This is a genomic window from Psychrobacter sp. H29 (genome assembly GCF_059073055.1).
The window spans coordinates 3030984-3049407 of record NZ_JCACRY010000001.1 but is presented as its reverse complement, the minus strand read 5'-3'; the positions used below and the strand labels follow the sequence as shown (position 1 = coordinate 3049407).

Here is an 18424-nt window from a genome sequence, read left to right as displayed (position 1 = left end):
GCATTGCTCTGTCATACCTCTAATTATGAGTAAGGCTTATAGGTTTTGCCTGCGTGAAAGTCTGCTTGATGCTCATAATTGCAGAAAAACAATTCTTGATTGGCGTCGATAGGGTTGTCACTATTGGCAGCTATATTTGGCTTGGTTTCAAGGACACCGCGATACTCAGCCAAGCTGTTGCCACAAAAATTACACTGACGCGGTGTGATGATATCACCTTCTTTTGGCATCATGCTTCTAGGCGGACGTGGGTACATAAACTTATAAAAAGCCCACATTGAAGCCCAAATAATGAGAATGACAATAATAACGGCAAACACGGCTGTGCTCCTTTGATTACGGATAAACGTGATGGCTATCAAAAGCCACCAAGCTAATAGCTGTACAAAAACTGGCTACGCTAATGACTGTTTCATACGCTTTGATAACGTAAATTTTACCGTCAATAATGGTAATGGCACAATGCCTTTACCGTTTAATTACCATTGACCGTAGGTAACAACCCATGACAATAGAAAATGACGCTGGTCTATAGCAACAAAAAACTGGCCACATTGAGCCAGTTTTTATCAAAATCTACGGTTAAAGATTGACCGCTACAGCTGTAGCTCACTGATATCAGCCACAGTCAAGAACAGAGCGCGAACCTGCTTTAGCAGTGCCAAGCGGTTATTCTTCAATGCCACGTCGTCGCTATTGACCATCACGTTATCAAAGAACTGTGTCAGTGGCTCATCTAAGCTTGCTAATGTCTGCAATACTTGGGTATAGTCTGCTTGCTCAAGCAACGGTTGTACCCTCGTCTGTGCTTGCTTCACATTTGCATATAGATTTTGCTCAGCAGGCTCAGACAATAGCGCTTCATCAACCGTGTCAGCAACACTGGTTTCTGACTTGGCCAATATGTTGGCTACCCGCTTATTAGAGTCAGCCAACATCGACGCTTGTGACATCTCGCCAAATGCTTGTACGGCACGGATACGCTGCTCAAAATCGAGCGGCATATGTGGATTAATCGCTTGCACTGCCTGAATCGTATCAACGCTGACACCTTGCTCTGTATACATCGCACGATAGCGCGAGTTCAAGAACGCCATGACCTGAGTAAAGGTGTCGCCCATTTTAGCAATCTTGCTGCCCTCGGCATTGCTATAGCCTTTGATCGCCTGCTCAACGAGCGCTACCAAATTAATCGGCAACTGCTTTTCAATCAAAATACGCAAAATACCAATGGCAGAACGACGTAAGCTAAACGGATCTTTTGAGCCCGTTGGTGCTTGGTCAATGGCAAAAATACCAACCAATGTATCTAAGCGATCAGCCAATGCTAAGCAAATACCAATTGGTGTTTGCGGCAGCACATCACCACTGAACTTAGGCAGGTATTGCTCTTCTAAGCTTGCCGCAACTGCTTCAGATTCCTCATTCAAACGCGCGTAATACGTGCCCGCGATACCTTGCAATTCAGGATATTCACCAACGAGCGAGCTGGCCAAATCTGCTTTGGACAAAATACCAGCGCGTACGGTGTCATCAACATTGATGTCGTGACCTTGCTGCTGCATCAAAGTAGCAATAAATGCTGCAAGCTTAGCAATACGCTCAGATTTCTCCCAAATCGTACCCAATTTGTCTTGGAATACGCGCGTTTTCAGGCTTTCTGTGAGCGCAAATAATGGCTGCTTTTGATCTTGTAAGAAGAAAAACTCAGCATCAGCCAAACGTGGACGCACAACTTTTTCGTTGCCTTCAATGATCTGGTTAGGATCTTTTGATTCAATGTTAGTGATAAAGATAAAGTACGGCTGCAGCTTACCTGCTTTGTCGGTCAAGCAAAAATACTTTTGATCAGCCTGCATAGTCGAGATAAGCGCTTCTTGCGGCACTTGTAAAAAACGCGCTTCAAAGCTCGCTCTTAGTGCAATGGGAAAATCAACCAACGCGGTCACTTCGTCCAGCAAGTCCTGCGGTACGATAGCGTCCGCATTGACCTCACCTGCCAATGCTTTGACTTGGTTGTTGATCAGCATTTGGCGTTTATCAAAATCTACTACAACCTTTAGACTATCTAGCAATTGCTCATATTCATTGGCATGAACGATGTTATGGTAGTCAGGGCTGTGGAAACGGTGGCCACGAGTTTGCGAGCCTGTTTGGTGCCCTTGAATAGTCGCATCAATAACAGCAGCATCCTGCATCAATACTGCCCACTGTACGGGACGGACAAACTCATTGCGGCTGCTACCTGAGCGCATACGCTTGGCTATCGGTAGGCTATCTAATGCTGTCTGAAACATAGCTGGCAGTAGCTCCGTAGTCGCTTGACCGGTAATGGTCTGCTCAAAGCCGACATAGTCACCTTTATCAGTGTTAATCGTCGTAAGCTCGCTGGCGTCAATGCCTAAGCCTTTGGCAAAACCCATCGCCGCACGTGTTGGATTACCCTCTGCATCAAAAGCGGCTTTGATTGCTGGTCCGCGTTTTTGCTCAGTACGATCAGGCTGCTTGTCGCTAATGCCCTCGATTTGAATCGCTAAACGGCGCGGCGCGGCAAAGGCTTTGATGCTGTCAAAGCTGATATCAGCGTCAGTCAGCTGCTGGGTGACACTGGCTTGTAAGGCATCACGTAATGGCTTTAGGCTTTTTGGAGGTAGCTCTTCACACCCCAGTTCAAATAGAATAGTACTCATGGGATGCTCCTATTTTTTATTAGTAGATTGATTGTTGTCAGTGTCTGCTGCTTCTTTTGGTAGATACTTCTCAAGTGCTTCGGCACGGTGTGCTTCATCTGCCAATGGGAAACCCAATTTGGCACGAGCTTCGACATAACCGATGGCAACTTTGCGCGCAAGGGTACGCACACGCAGAATAAAGCGCTGACGTTCAGTGACTGAAATCGCACCGCGTGCATCCAGCAAATTAAAGGCATGAGAGGCTTTTAATACCATCTCGTAAGCAGGCAATGGCAAGCCAGCTTCGACTAACTTGTCGGCTTGCTGTTCATAAAAGTCAAACATCTCGCCCATCATTGGCACATCAGCATGCTCAAAGTTGTAGGTCGACTGCTCAACTTCGTTTTGATGGAACACATCACCATAAGTGACGCGGCCAAACTCACCATCTGCCCATACCAAATCATAAACGCTATCAACGCCTTGCACATACATAGCTAGACGCTCAAGACCATAGGTAATCTCACCTGTCACTGGGAAGCATTCAATACCGCCAACTTGCTGGAAGTACGTGAACTGCGTCACTTCCATACCGTTCAGCCAAATCTCCCAGCCCAAGCCCCAAGCGCCTAGCGTCGGTGATTCCCAGTTGTCTTCCACAAAACGCACATCGTGCACCAACGGGTCAATACCAATGGCACGTAGTGAGTCTAGATATAGCTCTTGAATGTTAGGTGGATTTGGCTTTAGCACCACCTGAAACTGATAATAATGCTGCAAGCGGTTTGGGTTGTCACCATAGCGCCCATCGGTAGGACGACGTGATGGCTGTACATAAGCTGCGTTCCAACGCTCAGGACCTAACGAGCGCAAAAACGTTGCCGTATGAAAGGTGCCTGCGCCGACTTCCATATCATAAGGCTGCAATATAACGCAGCCCTTGTCAGCCCAATAATTCTGTAAGGTTAGGATTAAGTCTTGAAAGGTCATCGGTTGAGAGTTTTTATCTTGTGTCATTGGGGTTGTCGCTTCGGATGTCATAGTTTGGGTATTCATAGTAAAGCCACTGTGAAATGAGTATTATTAACTAAATCTCTGATAGCACTCGCCACGCATTTTGGCAACGACTCTATTTGCCTGCTCACCTTACTAAAAATTGACTATTTTATCCATATTTACGTCAACTAAATTTGCATTGTGAACACAAACACGTCGCTATACGACTGTTTTTTGGTCGAATAATCATGAAAGGCAAATCATCATTAAAAGACGTGGTGAGAGATATGGTTAAGATAGACAAAAAAATACCCAAATGCGTGAGCATTCGGGCAGGAGGAAAATTGTATCTTGGGCATCCTGATTATTCAGGCTTTTTATTTTTAAGGTACTGCTGTTCTTTTAACTGCGTTTACAACTTAGCTCTTTAACTTAGCGCTTTTAAATTCTAATTTCAAAACTTATCAAAGCGTAATCACTGATAAGACCCACTATTGGCTTTTGGCATGATTATCCACAGTATGATGTAAATCAAGATACCAGGTACTGCTGCACTCAACGATGAGATAATCACAAAAAGTAATCTAACCCACGTTGGAGACCAACCAACATACTCTGCGATCCCGCCCATTACGCCCGCTATCATACGATTGTTTTGTGAGCGATGTAACTTTGCTAACTTAGCCAAACTAAATACCTCTCTAATGTTTGTTTTTATATATTTATTCTTTTTTTGCTTTTTTCTATATGTCAAAAAAACTTTGTGTTGCTAACTTATGAATAAGTATATCAACTCTTTAGTATTTATCTGTTGACGCTGTAGACGTACTTTGTGAGTTTATGATACCTAAGCTTACCCTAATCTGTCATAACTGCGCGCAAACCCCTGATTTTAAATAGTTATTTCAAAATGTTTCAAAATTACCTTTGTTGCTTAATCCTTACAACAACACCTTCCAATTCTTATTATTTTTTAATTTAATCAAAGAGATAAACAGTAATTTGATAACGCTAGTAACCACCAAAAATTATCAAAAAACCTTCGGCTGCTCAATTATCAGTTACCAATAAATTACCGATAAGCCACGCCTAATTTGTCATTGATAAATTCAATAAACTATCCGTTCAAAATAGCCAGCTGAATATAGAATAATGTGCAAAAAAGTCAGATATAAGTCAGGGTTACAATAACCTACCTGCAAATCCACCCAAACCTTTATACCATGCTGATAAACAACTCAGACTTTAGAAAACTCATCACAAAAACTGAGACAGAATATAAAGATAAAACAAAAATAAGGACGACCATGTACGATACGGGATTGATGATTGGACATTTTGAGCCACTACATTTGGGGCAAATGCGCAGCATATTAGAAGCAGCAGGACAGGCAAAAACCTTACACATTGTCATTATGGCGCATCCTTCACCGCATCCAGATTTTGCTATTACGTTACAAGACAAAGCGCGCTGGCTACAGATGGCCTGTGCAGACCTGCCATTTATTCATATTCATACGACTCATGAGCTCGAGTTGCCTCTTCATGAGCATCTTTATGATAGTAGTGAGGATATCCGTATTGATGTGGCTGCTAGCAACGCTAAATTGCAGCGTTTGATGGACGCACTAGCACTACCTGCAGAGACAGCATTGTTTATGGCTGATAACCACCCGCTAACGCAGAGTGATGTACAAGAGCAGTTGATTTTGCAAGTGGTCACGACAGCGCTACAGCCTGAGTTTGACTCGTATGCGATTGCTCGTGATCCAGTCACTCACTGGTCAGCGATTCATCCAGAGGCCCGCGCTAACTATACCAAGACCGTCGCTATCGTTGGTGGTGAAAGTTCAGGTAAGACGACACTGGTACATAAGCTGGCTAATTATTACGGTGCCAGCTTTGCACTAGAGATGGGTCGTTTGTATGTCGGCACAGACTTGGGTGGTAGTGAGGTTGGACTGCAATATAGCGATTATGGCCCTATCTCTCTCGACCATGCGCAAGCGATACGAGAGGCCAAAGCCCATGCGACTGCGCCTGTCACCATCGTTGATACTGACTTTGTGACCACGCAGGCATTTTGTGAAGAGTACGAGGGTCGCACCCATCCTTTTGTGGCTGCCTGTATTGATGAGTTTCGTGTAGACCACACCATTATGCTGGATAACAATACGCCGTGGATCGATGATGGCATGCGCTCTTTGGGTACGCCTGAGGCACGTGGACGGTTTGAACAGCGTCTGGTAGATATTTTTGCACGTCACGATATCATGCCGCATATGATAGACCAGCCTGATTATGATGCTCGTTATCAACAAGCGTTATTGTTTATCGATCAACATGTCTACGGCAAAAAGCCATAAAAAATTCAGAGTATATTTATAATAACTTATTCACTAGCGCATGTTATTCAGCTAGCGCATGACAGTTAGCAACATATTGATATCAGTATTTATTTTAGAGGAAAAAATTATGCGTATTCAACTATTGGACAACATTACCGGAAAATGGGCAATGCAATGGATTGTCATCTGGTTTATTTGCGGGGTCATTGCCTTGTCCGCAGGGTTTTGGCTCACAACAGACCATACCACGCTCGATTGGTTTTATTTGGCTGTCTCATTTATTGGCTTGGTTTGCGTGGTCTCACTATCATTTCGCAAAAACGTCATGGGCAATGGTTTTGGGATGGGGGCAACCGCAGGTGAGGTTATCGTACAGGCAACGTCTGGCGCAGTGGGCTTAATGCTGGCACCACTTTTTAACTTTTTTACCCATGTCTATGGTATCTTTTATTGGTCCAAGCACACGGATCCTGATGGCGATATGATCCCCAAGTCAGCGAGCAAAGCGGTTTGGTTGATCACTGCAACTTTTATCATCATTGGTCTTGCGCTATTCCCTACTATCAACGATCTGCTAACCAGCTATGGATATGCGGTCGTAGAAGATGACAACAGTAAATTTTTAGGGTTTATCTCCTTTTTTTGGATCAACGTCATTGCATTTGTACTGTCTATTACTGCACAGGCTGCCATGATTTTGCGTTACTCGTTCAACTGGTGGCTATGGATCATCGTGAACTTTGTCTGGCTCATTGTGAATCTCATGTCTGGTAACTATATTTTTGCTATTCAAACCATGGTTTATCAGGTCAATGCATTTGTCGGTCTGTACGAGTGGCATCGTAGCGAACGTGGTTAATAACATCAGCTACAAAAAACTGTATGAGACTTTAAGACACATAAGATTTGGAAACATATAGGACATTGAGACAACTGTTGCCAACATGACATTAGCAACCTGTCCAAATTTGACTGTGCCGTCTATGAGATAAAATGGTAGATACACGCGATTAATGCTACAACTGATATCAAACATCATATTGATATTTGAGTGAGTGGCAAATATCAGCCCTTTATTTCAATCACTAACAGGGAGGTTAGTATGTCACGTCATCAACCCAAAATGTCTAAGCGTACGCTTGAGCAATGGCTTAGTGAGTACTCTGTCAGTCATCAGAACTTGGTCAATAAGAAAATCCATTGGCTATGTGTACCAACGATTTTTGTCAGCCTGTTAGGTATGGGCATGTCACTGTCTGTTTGGTTTACCTTGGTGCTCAGCGCCTTAGTGTTATTGTTCTATATGCGCTTATCGACGCCGCTGTTTTTAGCGATGGGTATGTTCATTCTGATCTGTTTGTCAGTCATGGCAGCCATGCCTTGGAGATTTAAAGCATGGGCAGCTGTCTTTGTCGTCGCTTGGATTGGGCAGTTCATCGGTCATAAAATCGAAGGGAAAAAACCTTCATTCTTTAAAGATCTACAATTCTTGATGATCGGTCCAGCATGGGTAGCCGATAGTTTAATGCAGCGCAAATAGCTATTATTCTGGCTGATGAATTTCGTAAATACCAAATTTTGCAAATATTCAGTATCGCTGCGCTATCTTTGACCTTTATCATCAATAAAAAAAGCGCCACCTGACAATCAGGTGGCGCTTTTTTTTATGTACTTAATCTAGGACATTTTTTAAGTAAAAACAATAACGCCCTATATTTTAAGCACCAAAAACTTTTAGACGTTCGTCAACTGGCTTGAACGCTTTGTCGCCTGCTGGCTGCTCGATTTTACCAAATACCAACTGGGCTTTGAGCTCCCAGTCTTCATCGATGTTCCAAGTGCTTGCAACTTTTTGATCAATCACTGGATTGTAGTGCTGTAAGTTTGCGCCAACCTCAATACTTGCAAGCGCCGTCCAAATAACGTACTGGTGCATTGCATTGGTCTGGGTTGACCAAATCGGAAAATTATCAGCATATAAAGGTGCCGCTTCTTGCATGCCTCTGACGACAGCCTGATCTTCAAAGAACAACACCGTACCAGCACCCGCTCTAAAACCAGCAATTTTATCTTTGGTAGATTTGAATGCTTCCTCGTCACCGACGATTACGCGCAATGCATCTTCAGTCATGTCCCACAATTTATGATGGTCATCACCGAATAACACCACAATGCGTGTTGACTGTGAGTTGAACGATGATGGTGTATGCAAGATAGCATGCTCCACTACTTTTACAACTTCATCATTAGATACTGGTAGCTGGTCGCTAAGGGCATAGATTGAACGGCGTTTTTCTGCTAACTGCTGTAATGTTTTTAGGTCTGACATAGTGTTGCTCCACGTTGTTGATATTAATAGTTGTTGGTATAAGTTATCGTTTTTTCTTTATTATAGGCTTAATGGTATTAAACCCATATGTCGTTTTTATCAAAAAAAATTATGAGTGTTCGTTGGATGGAAACTATCATTCGTGACGTTATCCTTTGAACCCTTCAGGCAATTCTGGCGCCACAAGACGGTTCATATCAGAATCGATCTCACCAAAGCGTTCATGACCATTGTTCCAATCGCTAATCGATTGCTTGAGCGCTTCTTTATTGTCAGCGACAAAATTCCACCATAGCAGTACCTTATTATTCAAAGGCTCACCGCCAATAAACATCAGACGTGTGCCTTTTTTTGCTACCAATCTTATGCTGGTACTATTGGCGACATCTGTACGATGAAAACGTAACAGCTGGTTTTTTTGATAGACCTTACCTTCGGACTCCAGCTCACCAATAATAACCAAAACACCGTACTCGAAGCTGGCTTCTAAATCCAGTGTCACATCCCCATCTTCTAGGAAATGCACATCGATACCGACCATCTTAGAGTACTGCAATGTTGGTGCTTGATAGCACTTGCCCGAGGCAGCTGTATAGTTACCTGTAGTCAGAATCAGCTCAACATTGTTTTCAGTCCATGTTGGCAGCTCTGGATAATGATTGAAACTGCGTTCAATCTGTTGGTTAGTAGGTAGGGCTATCCACAGCTGTACCATGTTCATATTGCGTGTAGCTGTGCTTGAGTCAGCAGCGCCTACATCATCATGCAAAAATACACTTTGTTCTGTGTGACTGATGCCTTGAGTCAGTCCAGTACCTGCCGTCATGACATTAACTTGGTGTTTGGTGATGATTTGCTCACTACCTAGGCTATCTTTGTGTAATATCTCACCCTCTATCATCCAACTAAAGGTCTGTAGATTGGTGTGCGGATGACGTCCAACTTGTACCCCTGAATCATCTGGCGCGAATTCGACCGGACCTGCATGATCCAAAAAGCACCAAGCACCGATGGGTTGTTTGCCTTTGTTCGGTAGCAATCGAGCGATAGGAACGCCGCCAACATCTGTCAATCGTGGCTCTAAAGTGCTAATAGTCATGGCCCACCTCTTGGTATCTATAACATCAATACGGTTATTAATAATGAGTTGTTGATCGCTATCGTTTCTCTATAAAAAAGCAGTACTTCTTATAAAAAAAGCGGTACTTCCATCACCAATACTGTTGCAGCTGCTGGCACATCCATCGTAAAACTCTCAGTATCCCAAATACCCAAACCATCTCGACTGGCCAGAACATTATTATCTATCACGACTTGACCACTGATAACAAAAACATAGACACCGTTGCTAGGGTTTTTTAGTTGATAACTGCTCATCACCCCTTTATCAAATTCCCCCATGCTAAACCAAGCATCTTGATGAATCCAAACGCCTGCATCGTCAGCATTAGGCGACAGCACTTGATTGAACGCATTGGGCTGCATGATATCGCCCATAGGTATTTGCTGATATCGAGGGGCCACACTCATTTTATTTGGGATTACCCAAATTTGTAGAAACGCCATGGCCTCTTCATTATTACCATTCATTTCACTATGAGTAATGCCCGTACCTGCTGACATGACTTGGATCTCACCAGTCTCGATCATGCCTTCATTGCCGATATTGTCTTTGTGTGCAAGCTTGCCAGATAAAGGAATGCTGATGATCTCCATGTCACGGTGCGAATGCCTACCAAACCCATGACCACCAATGACAAAGTCATCATTGAGGACACGTAAAGCACCAAACCCCATACGCTCCCGGTTATGATAGTTAGCAAAGCTAAAGCTATGACGGCTTTTGAGCCAGCCATGATTGGCGTCACCACGTGAGTCTGCTGCATGATAGATCGTTTTCATAATTTATCCTTAGCTATCAACACGTTTATCAGCTATGTATTTATTATTAATTAACGTCATTGAACAATAGACTTATTATAATTGTTGACTACAAAGAGATAAACAAGGATAAATGCAATTAACTATTCTCACTTTTAGAACAATCATAAGGTACCGATAATGGGACAACTAGAAGATATGGCGATGTTTGTACGCATTGTCGAAGCAGGTAGCATTACCAAAGCGGCTGAGCAGTTGAATATTGCAAAGTCAGCCGTGAGCCGTCGTCTCAAAGAATTAGAAGCACGTCTAGGCAGTCAATTGATCAGCCGTACCACTCGCCACTCTAAATTGACTCAAGCAGGTGAACAGTATTATCAGCAGGTAAATCATATCTTGCGCGCAGTCGATGCGGTCAATGAGCGTACCAGCGATGCACCTATGCGTGTCGAAGGCACGCTCAAAATGACAGCACCATTATCATTTGGAGTCAGGCATCTGAATGATGTGATTGATGAGTATGCCAGTCAGCACCCCAACCTGAGATTCGATCTAGATTTTTCTGACCGGCGTATCGACTTGATTGAAGAAGGCTACGAGTTGGCAATTCGCATTGGCGATCTGCGTGACTCTAGCTATCAGGCAAAACAGTTGGCATTGATACGCTGTGTGATTTGTGCCAGTCCTGACTATCTGGCAAGGATGGGTGTACCCGAAACCCTAGATGATTTAGACAATCATGAGCTGTTGCAATATAGCCTTGGTCAAACGAGCAGTATAGAGCTGGTGGACGCTGAGGGCAAAAGACATCACCGTACTATCGATGCCAAAATAAAAGCCACTAATGGCGAGTTCTTAGTTGATTTGGCGGTAAAGGGACACGGCATTACCTTCGTGCCCACGTTTATTGCCTACAATGAACTGGCACGAGGTGAACTTGTACCTGTCTTCCAGCAGTACCAGTTGCCTGTATTAAAAGCATATGCCGTTTATCCAAAGAATCGTTTTTTATCGCAGCGTTGTCGTTATTTGATTGACTTTATCGCAGAGCGATTCGGCGATCATCCCTATTGGGATGAGTATTGATAGCTTGATTTAAAAGAGCTATAAAGGTTACGCTTTGGCAACTCTCCCCTCTTTCACCCGACTAATCGTCAGTCCCGTAAAGCCAAACAGCAGCGTCAGTAACAGTGACAAATAACAGAAGAACGCATAAGGTAGATACTCTAATACTGGCACCCCTAGTGCCTGACTGATAAACACCCCGCATACACTCCAAGGCACCAGTGGATTAATCACCGTTCCTGCATCCTCAATCGTCCGCGACAAATTCTTAGGTTGCAGTTGCAAACGCTCAAACGTCGACCGAAACGCCGTACCTGATAACAGAATACTTAAATACTGCTCACCAATCAGCACATTGATGCTCAGTGCCGACATTGCCGCCGCAAAGATCGCTCGTCCTGACGTCGTCAGCGTGTCTTTGATGCCAGATAGCAGTGCAGGCAGAATACCTAACGCCGTCAGCAAACCGCCCAGACTCAGTGCCAGTATCACAATCGCTTGAGTAAAGAACATACTCTGTACACCGCCGCGCGACAGCATACCGCCTACCTCACCCAGCTCCAATGTCTCAGCGGGGGCATAGCCGGCAAACAAATACCCACCCAACTGACCAAAGCTTGGTGAGCTATGGATATAAGTAATAATCAGAGCCATAGCAATCGTACAGATAATCGTATAAATCGCATTGACCCGAAACAGTGCCAATCCAACTAGTATTACAAAAGGCAGTACCGAATACCCATGTACCAAACCACTGTCTATCAGCTGTCCTTGTAGTATAGTCACTTGACTCAGATCAGCACTGGTCGTCTGTCCTGAGAACATCCAGAACAGAATTACCGTCAGTATCCATGCTGGTACTGTCGTATACATCATATTGCGTATGTGCTCAAACAGATCGATACCCACTACTGAGGACGCAATGGTACAGGTATCAGACAAGGGCGACATCTTATCACCGAAGAACGCGCCTGATACCACTGCCCCAGCCGCTATCGCCACATTGGCATCAAACGCGTTACTCATACCAATAAAGGCCACACCAAGCGTTGCAGCAGTTGTCAAACTACTGCCCAAGGCAATACCAATAATAGAGGTCAAGACAAAGGCAGAGATATAGTAGTACTCAGGTGAGATAAGCTGAAAGCCTACATACATCAAAGTGGGAATCGCCCCTGACATCATCAGAGCCGCCACCATAAGACCAATAAAGAAGAATAGGTAGATGGCACCGATACCGCGCATGACCCCTGAGGCCATTTGCGCTTGCATGTCGTCAAAGCTAAGTCCTTTAACCATACCAATAGCCAGTAGTACACAGATGGCAAGGATAAGAGACAGGTGCGGCACCCAGCCAAAGCCGATCATGGTGATGCCCATGATACCGATGACGATGGCGGAGATGATAAAGGCGAGCTTGGCGCTGATCTCGGTAAGTGGTTTTGGTGGCATGAGGTGCCCTTATGTTGCCTACAGGTTTAAACTACGTAGATGTCTAGGTTTATACGCCTGATCTGTCGCGATCATGACGGCTACTCTCTTTTGCTCTGTAGAAATTCCATTTTGACTTGCTATGTCTCTACTAGCTGCTTAGCTTATTTTTCAAGACAAATTTTAAGCATAAAAAAAAGCCTCACTATGAAGTGAGGCTTTTTGCGCTTTTTCAAGCCATATTTGGAGCGGGAAAAGAGATTCGAACTCTCGACCCCAACCTTGGCAAGGTTATGCTCTACCACTGAGCTATTCCCGCTTATTATCAAATCGTCGTGTTGTTAACAACTACTTCGTCTCGATAGGCTGGCTATTCTAGCAAATATTCTGTATGTGTCAACACCTTTTTTAAAATTTATATCTAATATTATCAACTAAGCCCCCTATATTTTAGGTGAATAGATACAAACAATTGATTTAACAAAATAATTTATTTTTAGAATAATATAAATTATTTCGCATCAAATATCGCATATTACAGTCCCACTCTTCTGATCTGATGCTTTCTACTATTGCAACCTTTCACTTACCTAGTATTTTTCGTTTATATGTACTAATAAAAATCTCATAGAGAAAAAGAAGCAAAGCCAAACCTTATTTATAGCAATATCTTACTCACTTACAATCATAGGCTCTATTGTTACTTTTTCTACCTTGGTTTTAGTCAGTTAACATTATTATACTTATCTACAATAAGAGTTCAGGTAGACTTTCACTATCTATATGGATGAACAAACGTCAATAAAAGAGCAACAACAAACAGCGTTGTCATCTATTTTACTGTTATTTATTTTGTATGATTTTAATTTTACCGCTTATCGAGAGGATATTTTTATGAAAAAATTATTGACCACCACAGTGATGGCGGCTTCGTTGTCGGCACTGACATTGACCGGTTGTACCAGCACCACCAATACGGGTGCCGTTGGTGTTGATCGCCAGCAGTTATTATTGGTCTCTAGCGAGCAGGTGCTACAGCTATCAGCACAGAGCTACGCGCAGACATTACAAGAAGCAAGATCAAAAGGCGTGTTAGATACCAACACGGCTCAGCTCAACCGTCTAAAGAACATCGCGAATCGTTTGGTTGGTCAAGTAGGTGTTTATCGTACAGATGCGGCAAAATGGCAGTGGGAAGTCCATACAATCAAATCTGATCAGCTAAACGCCTTTGTAATGCCAGGCGGTAAGGTTATGTTTTATTCAGGTATTATCGATCGTCTAAATCTGACCGATGACGAGATTGCCGCCATCATGGGTCACGAAATCTCTCATGCGTTACGCGAGCACTCACGTGAACGTATATCACGCGAGTATGCCACTCAGACAGGTATCGGTGTGGCTGCTAGTATCTTCGGTCTATCACAAGGTCAAGCTCAGATCGCAAGCGTAGCTGGTGATCTAGGGTTGAGCCGTCCGCACAGCCGTACTCAAGAAAGCGAAGCCGACCAAATCGGTCTTGAGCTAATGGCACGCGCAGGCTATAACCCGCAGGCTGCTATTACACTATGGCAAAAAATGCAGCGTGCCAGCCAAGGCGAGCCACCTCAATTTTTGAGCACTCACCCAACGAGCAGCAGCCGTATCTCTGAGCTACAGTCGTTGATGCCAAAGGTTACGCCGCTGTACCAACAATCGCGTCGTTAATACCCGACCGATTAATTACTCTGATACATACTTAAGAGGCAAAGCTTAAGAGATGAAGCTCAAGAAGCTAAACTTAAGAAGCTAAGTGTATAGAATCTATAAAAGCAAAGTACAGCCAGTGCGCCGTGCTTTGCTTTTTTACTTGGCGCTAGGCATTGTATGATTTCTAATCGTACGCTATACCGACTGCTGTCTCTGCTATAATGCCAGTAGATATCATTTGCAGATTGCCAATAGACTTGGGCAATATATATTGAAGGATTGTTATGAGTACCACACCTACCGCCGATGCACTTCATACTGAACTACAAGCGCTAGCGCCGCAGTATATCGAGCTAATCAATGAGTCGATGTCCCATGCTGGCTACTTCGAAGGCAAAGAGAGCCACTTCAAACTGACTATCGTCAGTGATGCTTTTGAAGGTAAACGATTGGTCGGGCGTCACCAGCTGATATATGGGTTAGTCAATTCCCTATTGACATCACAAGGCGGTCAGGTACATGCGCTAGCCATTCACGCCTATACGCCAACAGAGTGGCAAGGTCAAAGCCCAGAGAGTCCATTATGTGCGGGTCAAAACAAATAGCACGATGCACGTTTATAAAAATCAAACAGTTTAAATATGCCCGCATATCATAATGCTGAAGGGAGCAAGATTCGATGAAACATCTACACATGTTAATGGCAGCGCTGACCGTTATATTATTTCTATACCAAAGTTACTTGGTACTGGGCGCTGACAGGCGTGCACCGCGTGTGGTCAAAATAGCCACTCATATTATCTACGCTGTGCTCATCTTGTCAGGTGCCATAATGCTGATGCAGTTAATGAGTGCTAATGCCCCTGTACAGTGGGTGTTTGCTAAGATTATTTTGCTTGTTGCTGCTATTAGCTCTAGCATTAAAGCCTTTAACGCTAACGCAACCCCTGTTCAGAGAAAAACAGGCATTCTTATTGCTGCGGTTGCCTATCTTGGCATCGTGATACTTGCCTTTGCCAAACCAGCAAATTTATTCTGATTGTCCCTACCCTTTTAGTGAGTATTCGATATTTTTTAATATCTTAATGATGCGGTATTTGTTATCTTAAATAGACATAAATACAATCACTTAGCCTAATGGAGCCCTCATGAAAACGTTTACGACAGCGACCCTACTGGCAGCAGCTGGCATCTTTGCGCTCTCAGGCTGTGCTTCTACTGGTAATGTCACACCGCAATATGTCCCGCCAAGCACTTATCAAAATTATAATTGCCAAGCACTCAGTCAAGAGTACGCGCGCGTCAACCGTTATGTTGAAGCCGCTCGCAGTGAGCAATCTACCTTGTCAACTTCAGGCGTGGGTGTGGGCATTTCTGCAGGACGTTGGGGTATCTCTCCTAATATCAGCTTTGGTGTTGGCAAAAGCAACAACACCAAAGCACGCGATGCAAAACTCTCGCGTCTCTATGGTGAGCGTGATGCGATTGTCCAATCTGCTCGTATTCAGCGCTGTAGCTTTGCCAATGGTATCAAAATTTATGGTGAATAAAATCAAGCAAAAGCTCTCTACATAATTGAGACAGTGCGTAACACAAGAAAAAAGCCAATACGCGATCCGCATATTGGCTTTTTTCTTGTGTTACGCACTGTCCTAATTTGACGCATACTGCTTTACTAAGCGCTACGCCTGCAAGCTTTGCACCCACTGCACTATTTGATGGCTTGGCAGTGCGCCTGATTGACGCGCAATCTCCTTGCCATGCCTAAAGGCCACCATCGTTGGCAGGCTGCGAATATTATAAGGAGCAGCAGCTTGCTCGTATTTATCCGTTTGCACTTTGGCAAAGACCACTTGCGGCAATTGACCAGCAGCCGCTTTGAATTCTGGTGCCATCATAATACATGGCTGGCACCAGCTCGCCCAAAAGTCTACGATGGTTAATACGTCATTTTTTTGAATGACTTTACTGGTCGTTTGCGCGTTCAGCTCATGTGGACTGGCGGTCAATAATAGCTGGCTACATTTACCACATTTTGGTGCAGCACTTAGCCGTGCGGCAGGTACACGGTTAGTCGCTTGACACTGCGGGCATACTACATGAAAACTTTGTTCGCTCATTATCTGATTCCTATTTTAATTATTCTAATCACTTTACTTTTTATAAGTTCGATATTGGTATTTATAACCCAAGCTCAACGCATAGTCTACGCAGATAAATAATTTTAGCACAGTTCACTATTTTCCTTCTCTATGCTATTTGCTGTGCCACGCCGCTATAGACATAGCTCATCGGTCGTGGACCAGGCAAATACGCTTCGCTCAATTCATCAATAGTAAACCCACCTGCTCTGATCAATGCTGGGATATCACGGTCTAAGTGACAACCGCCTGCTATTGGTTTCCAAAAAGGCGTTAATCGATGCTGCCAACGCTCAACAGTCAGGTCTGGAGCTAGCCCATGCTCACAGAATAACAAGCGTCCATTAGGTTTTAGCACGCGTGCCATTTCTTGAAGTGCAGCTACTGGATCGTCGATACTACACAGAGTAAAAGTCATCACAATAGTATCAAATTGATCTGTTTTGGCATGGATACCTTGTACATCGACGGCTATTATCTCAACTGAAATATCAATGTTAGCTGCACGCTCACGGGCAAGCGACTGCATTTGAGCCGCTGGATCGACACCGACAATAGCAGAGACTTTTTTGGTATCGTAGAACTGTAGATTCAGACCGCTACCAATGCCAATCTCCAACACCTCGCCAAACGCTTGCGGAACAATTTTGGAACGCGCTTTCATCACATTGCCTGTACTACAAGCGACATCTATCATTTTTGGTAGTACATAGCGCTCATACAGATTCACTGCCCTCTCCCTTTATCAACGCCTTTAGCGCTTATAAGCATCTATACCAAACATAGTATACCGCGGACAAAAGCGGATTCGTCTTGTTGCTAACGGTTACACATAACCCTGTCTGGCTTACTCACCAAGCACATTAATCGGTACTTTTAGATAACGCGTACCGTTGTCTTCTGGCTCTGGAAAATGCCCTGCATCTATATTCACTTGTACTGCAGGAATGATCAGGCGCGGCATATCCAAAGTCGCATCACGGCGCTCACGCATATCTACAAACTCTGCTTCGTTGATGCTGTCTTTGACATGGATATTTTCTAGTTTCTGGACCGCAACAGTGGTGGTTGGACAATGCTGACGCCCCTTGCTTGGATAATCATGACACAAATACATCACCGTATCTTCGGGAAGTGCCAATAGCTTTTGAATAGAGTGATAAAGCGTTTTGGCATCACCGCCTGGGAAGTCACAACGAGCAGTACCCACATCAGGCGCGAACAAGGTATCGCCAACAAAGACCACTGTTTTTTCTTTATCAGCGGCCATGTACGCCATATCGGCACGGGTATGGCCGGGTACGTACAGTGCAGTAATAGTAATACTACCCAGCGCTAATGTCTGACCATCATCTGTCAAAATATCAAACTGACCAGCATCAGTACGGAAGCTGTTGTCGAAATTAAATATTTGCTTAAATATTTTTTGTACTTCGGTAATATGCTGACCGATGACCAGCTCTCCGCCGAGACTTTCTTTGACATGAATCGCAGCGGATAGGTGATCAGCATGGGCATGCGTCTCAATGATGTACTTGAGTGTCCAGCCATGCTCGCGCACGAATTCAATGACTTCATCAGCACTGCTGGTATTGGTCTTACCCGACTTTGCATCAAAGTTTAGGACTGGGTCGACAATGGCGCACAGTTGCTGCTCGACATCAGCGAGCACATGAGTATAGGTTTCTGTATCACTGTCTAAGAAAGAATGAACTTGCATGGTTACCTCTTTACTTATCTATGGAGTGTTTTCGTTATAGGGCGTTTATTATCTTTAATTAACCCTTAAGTATGATATTGAGTCGTATATAATGCTTGTTTGAATCTACAACTTATCTGTTATCACCAATATAACAACTGCAATACACTTTA

Annotated in this window: 19 protein-coding genes and 1 tRNA gene; 8 read left to right on the top strand and 12 right to left on the bottom strand. The window is 43.9% G+C overall.

The features are described 5' to 3' along the window. Positions 1 to 23: 23 nt before the first annotated feature. The 4 genes from AC5JP1_RS12510 to AC5JP1_RS12495 form a co-directional block, all read right to left on the bottom strand. Positions 24 to 320 carry a hypothetical protein gene (locus AC5JP1_RS12510; protein WP_493844338.1) on the bottom strand — a complete coding sequence of 99 codons (297 nt, stop codon included), beginning with the start codon at positions 318 to 320 and terminating at the stop codon, positions 24 to 26. 276 nt (positions 321 to 596) lie between these two features. Continuing rightward, entirely contained in the window at positions 597 to 2690 is a 2094-nt protein-coding gene (gene glyS / locus AC5JP1_RS12505) for a glycine--tRNA ligase subunit beta (RefSeq protein WP_493844337.1), read from the bottom strand. A gap of 9 nt (positions 2691 to 2699) precedes the next feature. After that, on the bottom strand, positions 2700 to 3662 hold the full coding sequence (gene glyQ, locus AC5JP1_RS12500; RefSeq protein WP_443526048.1) for a glycine--tRNA ligase subunit alpha: 963 nt from the start codon (positions 3660 to 3662) through the stop codon (positions 2700 to 2702). Positions 3663 to 4143: 481 nt separating this feature from the next. Continuing rightward, positions 4144 to 4356: a PspC domain-containing protein gene (locus AC5JP1_RS12495; protein ID WP_319051385.1), complete on the bottom strand. Its 213-nt coding sequence runs from the start codon at positions 4354 to 4356 to the stop codon at positions 4144 to 4146. A gap of 535 nt (positions 4357 to 4891) precedes the next feature. On the opposite strand from AC5JP1_RS12495, the gene nadR reads away from it, so the two are divergent. From nadR to AC5JP1_RS12480, 3 genes are all read left to right on the top strand, one after another. After that, entirely contained in the window at positions 4892 to 6034 is a 1143-nt protein-coding gene (gene nadR / locus AC5JP1_RS12490) for a multifunctional transcriptional regulator/nicotinamide-nucleotide adenylyltransferase/ribosylnicotinamide kinase NadR (protein ID WP_493844336.1), read from the top strand. Positions 6035 to 6143: 109 nt separating this feature from the next. Further along, positions 6144 to 6875, top strand: coding sequence for a nicotinamide riboside transporter PnuC (pnuC, locus tag AC5JP1_RS12485; protein WP_319051382.1), 732 nt, complete (start codon positions 6144 to 6146; stop codon positions 6873 to 6875). 243 nt (positions 6876 to 7118) lie between these two features. Continuing rightward, on the top strand, positions 7119 to 7556 hold the full coding sequence (locus tag AC5JP1_RS12480; RefSeq protein WP_493844335.1) for an Mpo1 family 2-hydroxy fatty acid dioxygenase: 438 nt from the start codon (positions 7119 to 7121) through the stop codon (positions 7554 to 7556). A 177-nt stretch (positions 7557 to 7733) separates the two neighbouring features. Here the strand turns inward: AC5JP1_RS12480 and AC5JP1_RS12475 are convergent, their stop codons facing one another. From AC5JP1_RS12475 to AC5JP1_RS12465, 3 genes are all read right to left on the bottom strand, one after another. Then, positions 7734 to 8345 carry a nitroreductase family protein gene (locus AC5JP1_RS12475; protein ID WP_493844334.1) on the bottom strand — a complete coding sequence of 204 codons (612 nt, stop codon included), beginning with the start codon at positions 8343 to 8345 and terminating at the stop codon, positions 7734 to 7736. A gap of 148 nt (positions 8346 to 8493) precedes the next feature. After that, positions 8494 to 9444 carry a pirin family protein gene (locus AC5JP1_RS12470; protein WP_493844333.1) on the bottom strand — a complete coding sequence of 317 codons (951 nt, stop codon included), beginning with the start codon at positions 9442 to 9444 and terminating at the stop codon, positions 8494 to 8496. Positions 9445 to 9533: 89 nt separating this feature from the next. Then, complete coding sequence (locus AC5JP1_RS12465) at positions 9534 to 10247, bottom strand: pirin family protein (protein ID WP_493844332.1); 714 nt, start codon at positions 10245 to 10247, stop codon at positions 9534 to 9536. 159 nt (positions 10248 to 10406) lie between these two features. Between AC5JP1_RS12465 and AC5JP1_RS12460 the strand changes: the two genes are divergently transcribed. Then, positions 10407 to 11312 (top strand): LysR family transcriptional regulator, encoded by a 906-nt coding sequence (locus AC5JP1_RS12460; protein WP_493844331.1) that lies wholly within the window; start codon positions 10407 to 10409, stop codon positions 11310 to 11312. 27 nt (positions 11313 to 11339) lie between these two features. On the opposite strand, the gene AC5JP1_RS12455 is transcribed toward AC5JP1_RS12460, so the two are convergent. Together AC5JP1_RS12455 and AC5JP1_RS12450 are read right to left on the bottom strand one after the other, a co-directional pair. Then, entirely contained in the window at positions 11340 to 12743 is a 1404-nt protein-coding gene (locus AC5JP1_RS12455) for a Na+/H+ antiporter NhaC family protein (protein WP_493844330.1), read from the bottom strand. 223 nt (positions 12744 to 12966) lie between these two features. Then, a tRNA-Gly gene (locus AC5JP1_RS12450) sits at positions 12967 to 13041 on the bottom strand. 575 nt (positions 13042 to 13616) lie between these two features. Here AC5JP1_RS12450 and AC5JP1_RS12445 point away from each other — a divergent pair. From AC5JP1_RS12445 to AC5JP1_RS12430, 4 genes are all read left to right on the top strand, one after another. Continuing rightward, positions 13617 to 14429 (top strand): M48 family metallopeptidase, encoded by an 813-nt coding sequence (locus AC5JP1_RS12445; protein WP_493844329.1) that lies wholly within the window; start codon positions 13617 to 13619, stop codon positions 14427 to 14429. A gap of 266 nt (positions 14430 to 14695) precedes the next feature. Next, entirely contained in the window at positions 14696 to 15016 is a 321-nt protein-coding gene (locus AC5JP1_RS12440; RefSeq protein WP_493844328.1) for a BolA family protein, read from the top strand. 74 nt (positions 15017 to 15090) lie between these two features. Then, complete coding sequence (locus tag AC5JP1_RS12435; protein WP_493844327.1) at positions 15091 to 15450, top strand: SirB2 family protein; 360 nt, start codon at positions 15091 to 15093, stop codon at positions 15448 to 15450. Positions 15451 to 15559: 109 nt separating this feature from the next. Continuing rightward, positions 15560 to 15961 (top strand): hypothetical protein, encoded by a 402-nt coding sequence (locus tag AC5JP1_RS12430; RefSeq protein ID WP_443525687.1) that lies wholly within the window; start codon positions 15560 to 15562, stop codon positions 15959 to 15961. A 132-nt stretch (positions 15962 to 16093) separates the two neighbouring features. Here AC5JP1_RS12430 and trxA read toward each other — a convergent pair whose 3' ends face one another. The 3 genes from trxA to AC5JP1_RS12415 form a co-directional block, all read right to left on the bottom strand. Further along, positions 16094 to 16531, bottom strand: a complete 438-nt coding sequence (gene trxA, locus AC5JP1_RS12425) for a thioredoxin (RefSeq protein WP_493844326.1) — start codon at positions 16529 to 16531, stop codon at positions 16094 to 16096. A 130-nt stretch (positions 16532 to 16661) separates the two neighbouring features. Then, positions 16662 to 17282, bottom strand: coding sequence for a class I SAM-dependent methyltransferase (locus AC5JP1_RS12420; protein WP_493844325.1), 621 nt, complete (start codon positions 17280 to 17282; stop codon positions 16662 to 16664). Positions 17283 to 17399: 117 nt separating this feature from the next. Further along, the gene (locus AC5JP1_RS12415) at positions 17400 to 18272 is read right to left on the bottom strand and encodes an MBL fold metallo-hydrolase (protein ID WP_493844324.1); all 873 of its coding nucleotides are present in this window, start codon (positions 18270 to 18272) and stop codon (positions 17400 to 17402) included. Positions 18273 to 18424 lie beyond the last annotated feature (152 nt).

Bases quoted from the DNA above. Each gene is read 5' to 3' on its own strand.
- glyS (WP_493844337.1), bottom strand. From the start codon at position 2,690: ATGAGTACTATTCTATTTGAACTGGGGTGTGAAGAGCTACCTCCAAAA.
- glyQ (WP_443526048.1), bottom strand. From the start codon at position 3,662: ATGACCTTTCAAGACTTAATCCTAACCTTACAGAATTATTGGGCTGAC.
- nadR (WP_493844336.1), top strand. From the start codon at position 4,892: ATGCTGATAAACAACTCAGACTTTAGAAAACTCATCACAAAAACTGAG.
- pnuC (WP_319051382.1), top strand. From the start codon at position 6,144: ATGCGTATTCAACTATTGGACAACATTACCGGAAAATGGGCAATGCAA.
- AC5JP1_RS12480 (WP_493844335.1), top strand. From the start codon at position 7,119: ATGTCACGTCATCAACCCAAAATGTCTAAGCGTACGCTTGAGCAATGG.
- AC5JP1_RS12475 (WP_493844334.1), bottom strand. From the start codon at position 8,345: ATGTCAGACCTAAAAACATTACAGCAGTTAGCAGAAAAACGCCGTTCA.
- AC5JP1_RS12470 (WP_493844333.1), bottom strand. From the start codon at position 9,444: ATGACTATTAGCACTTTAGAGCCACGATTGACAGATGTTGGCGGCGTT.
- AC5JP1_RS12465 (WP_493844332.1), bottom strand. From the start codon at position 10,247: ATGAAAACGATCTATCATGCAGCAGACTCACGTGGTGACGCCAATCAT.
- AC5JP1_RS12460 (WP_493844331.1), top strand. From the start codon at position 10,407: ATGGGACAACTAGAAGATATGGCGATGTTTGTACGCATTGTCGAAGCA.
- AC5JP1_RS12455 (WP_493844330.1), bottom strand. From the start codon at position 12,743: ATGCCACCAAAACCACTTACCGAGATCAGCGCCAAGCTCGCCTTTATC.
- AC5JP1_RS12445 (WP_493844329.1), top strand. From the start codon at position 13,617: ATGAAAAAATTATTGACCACCACAGTGATGGCGGCTTCGTTGTCGGCA.
- AC5JP1_RS12440 (WP_493844328.1), top strand. From the start codon at position 14,696: ATGAGTACCACACCTACCGCCGATGCACTTCATACTGAACTACAAGCG.
- AC5JP1_RS12435 (WP_493844327.1), top strand. From the start codon at position 15,091: ATGAAACATCTACACATGTTAATGGCAGCGCTGACCGTTATATTATTT.
- AC5JP1_RS12430 (WP_443525687.1), top strand. From the start codon at position 15,560: ATGAAAACGTTTACGACAGCGACCCTACTGGCAGCAGCTGGCATCTTT.
- trxA (WP_493844326.1), bottom strand. From the start codon at position 16,531: ATGAGCGAACAAAGTTTTCATGTAGTATGCCCGCAGTGTCAAGCGACT.
- AC5JP1_RS12415 (WP_493844324.1), bottom strand. From the start codon at position 18,272: ATGCAAGTTCATTCTTTCTTAGACAGTGATACAGAAACCTATACTCAT.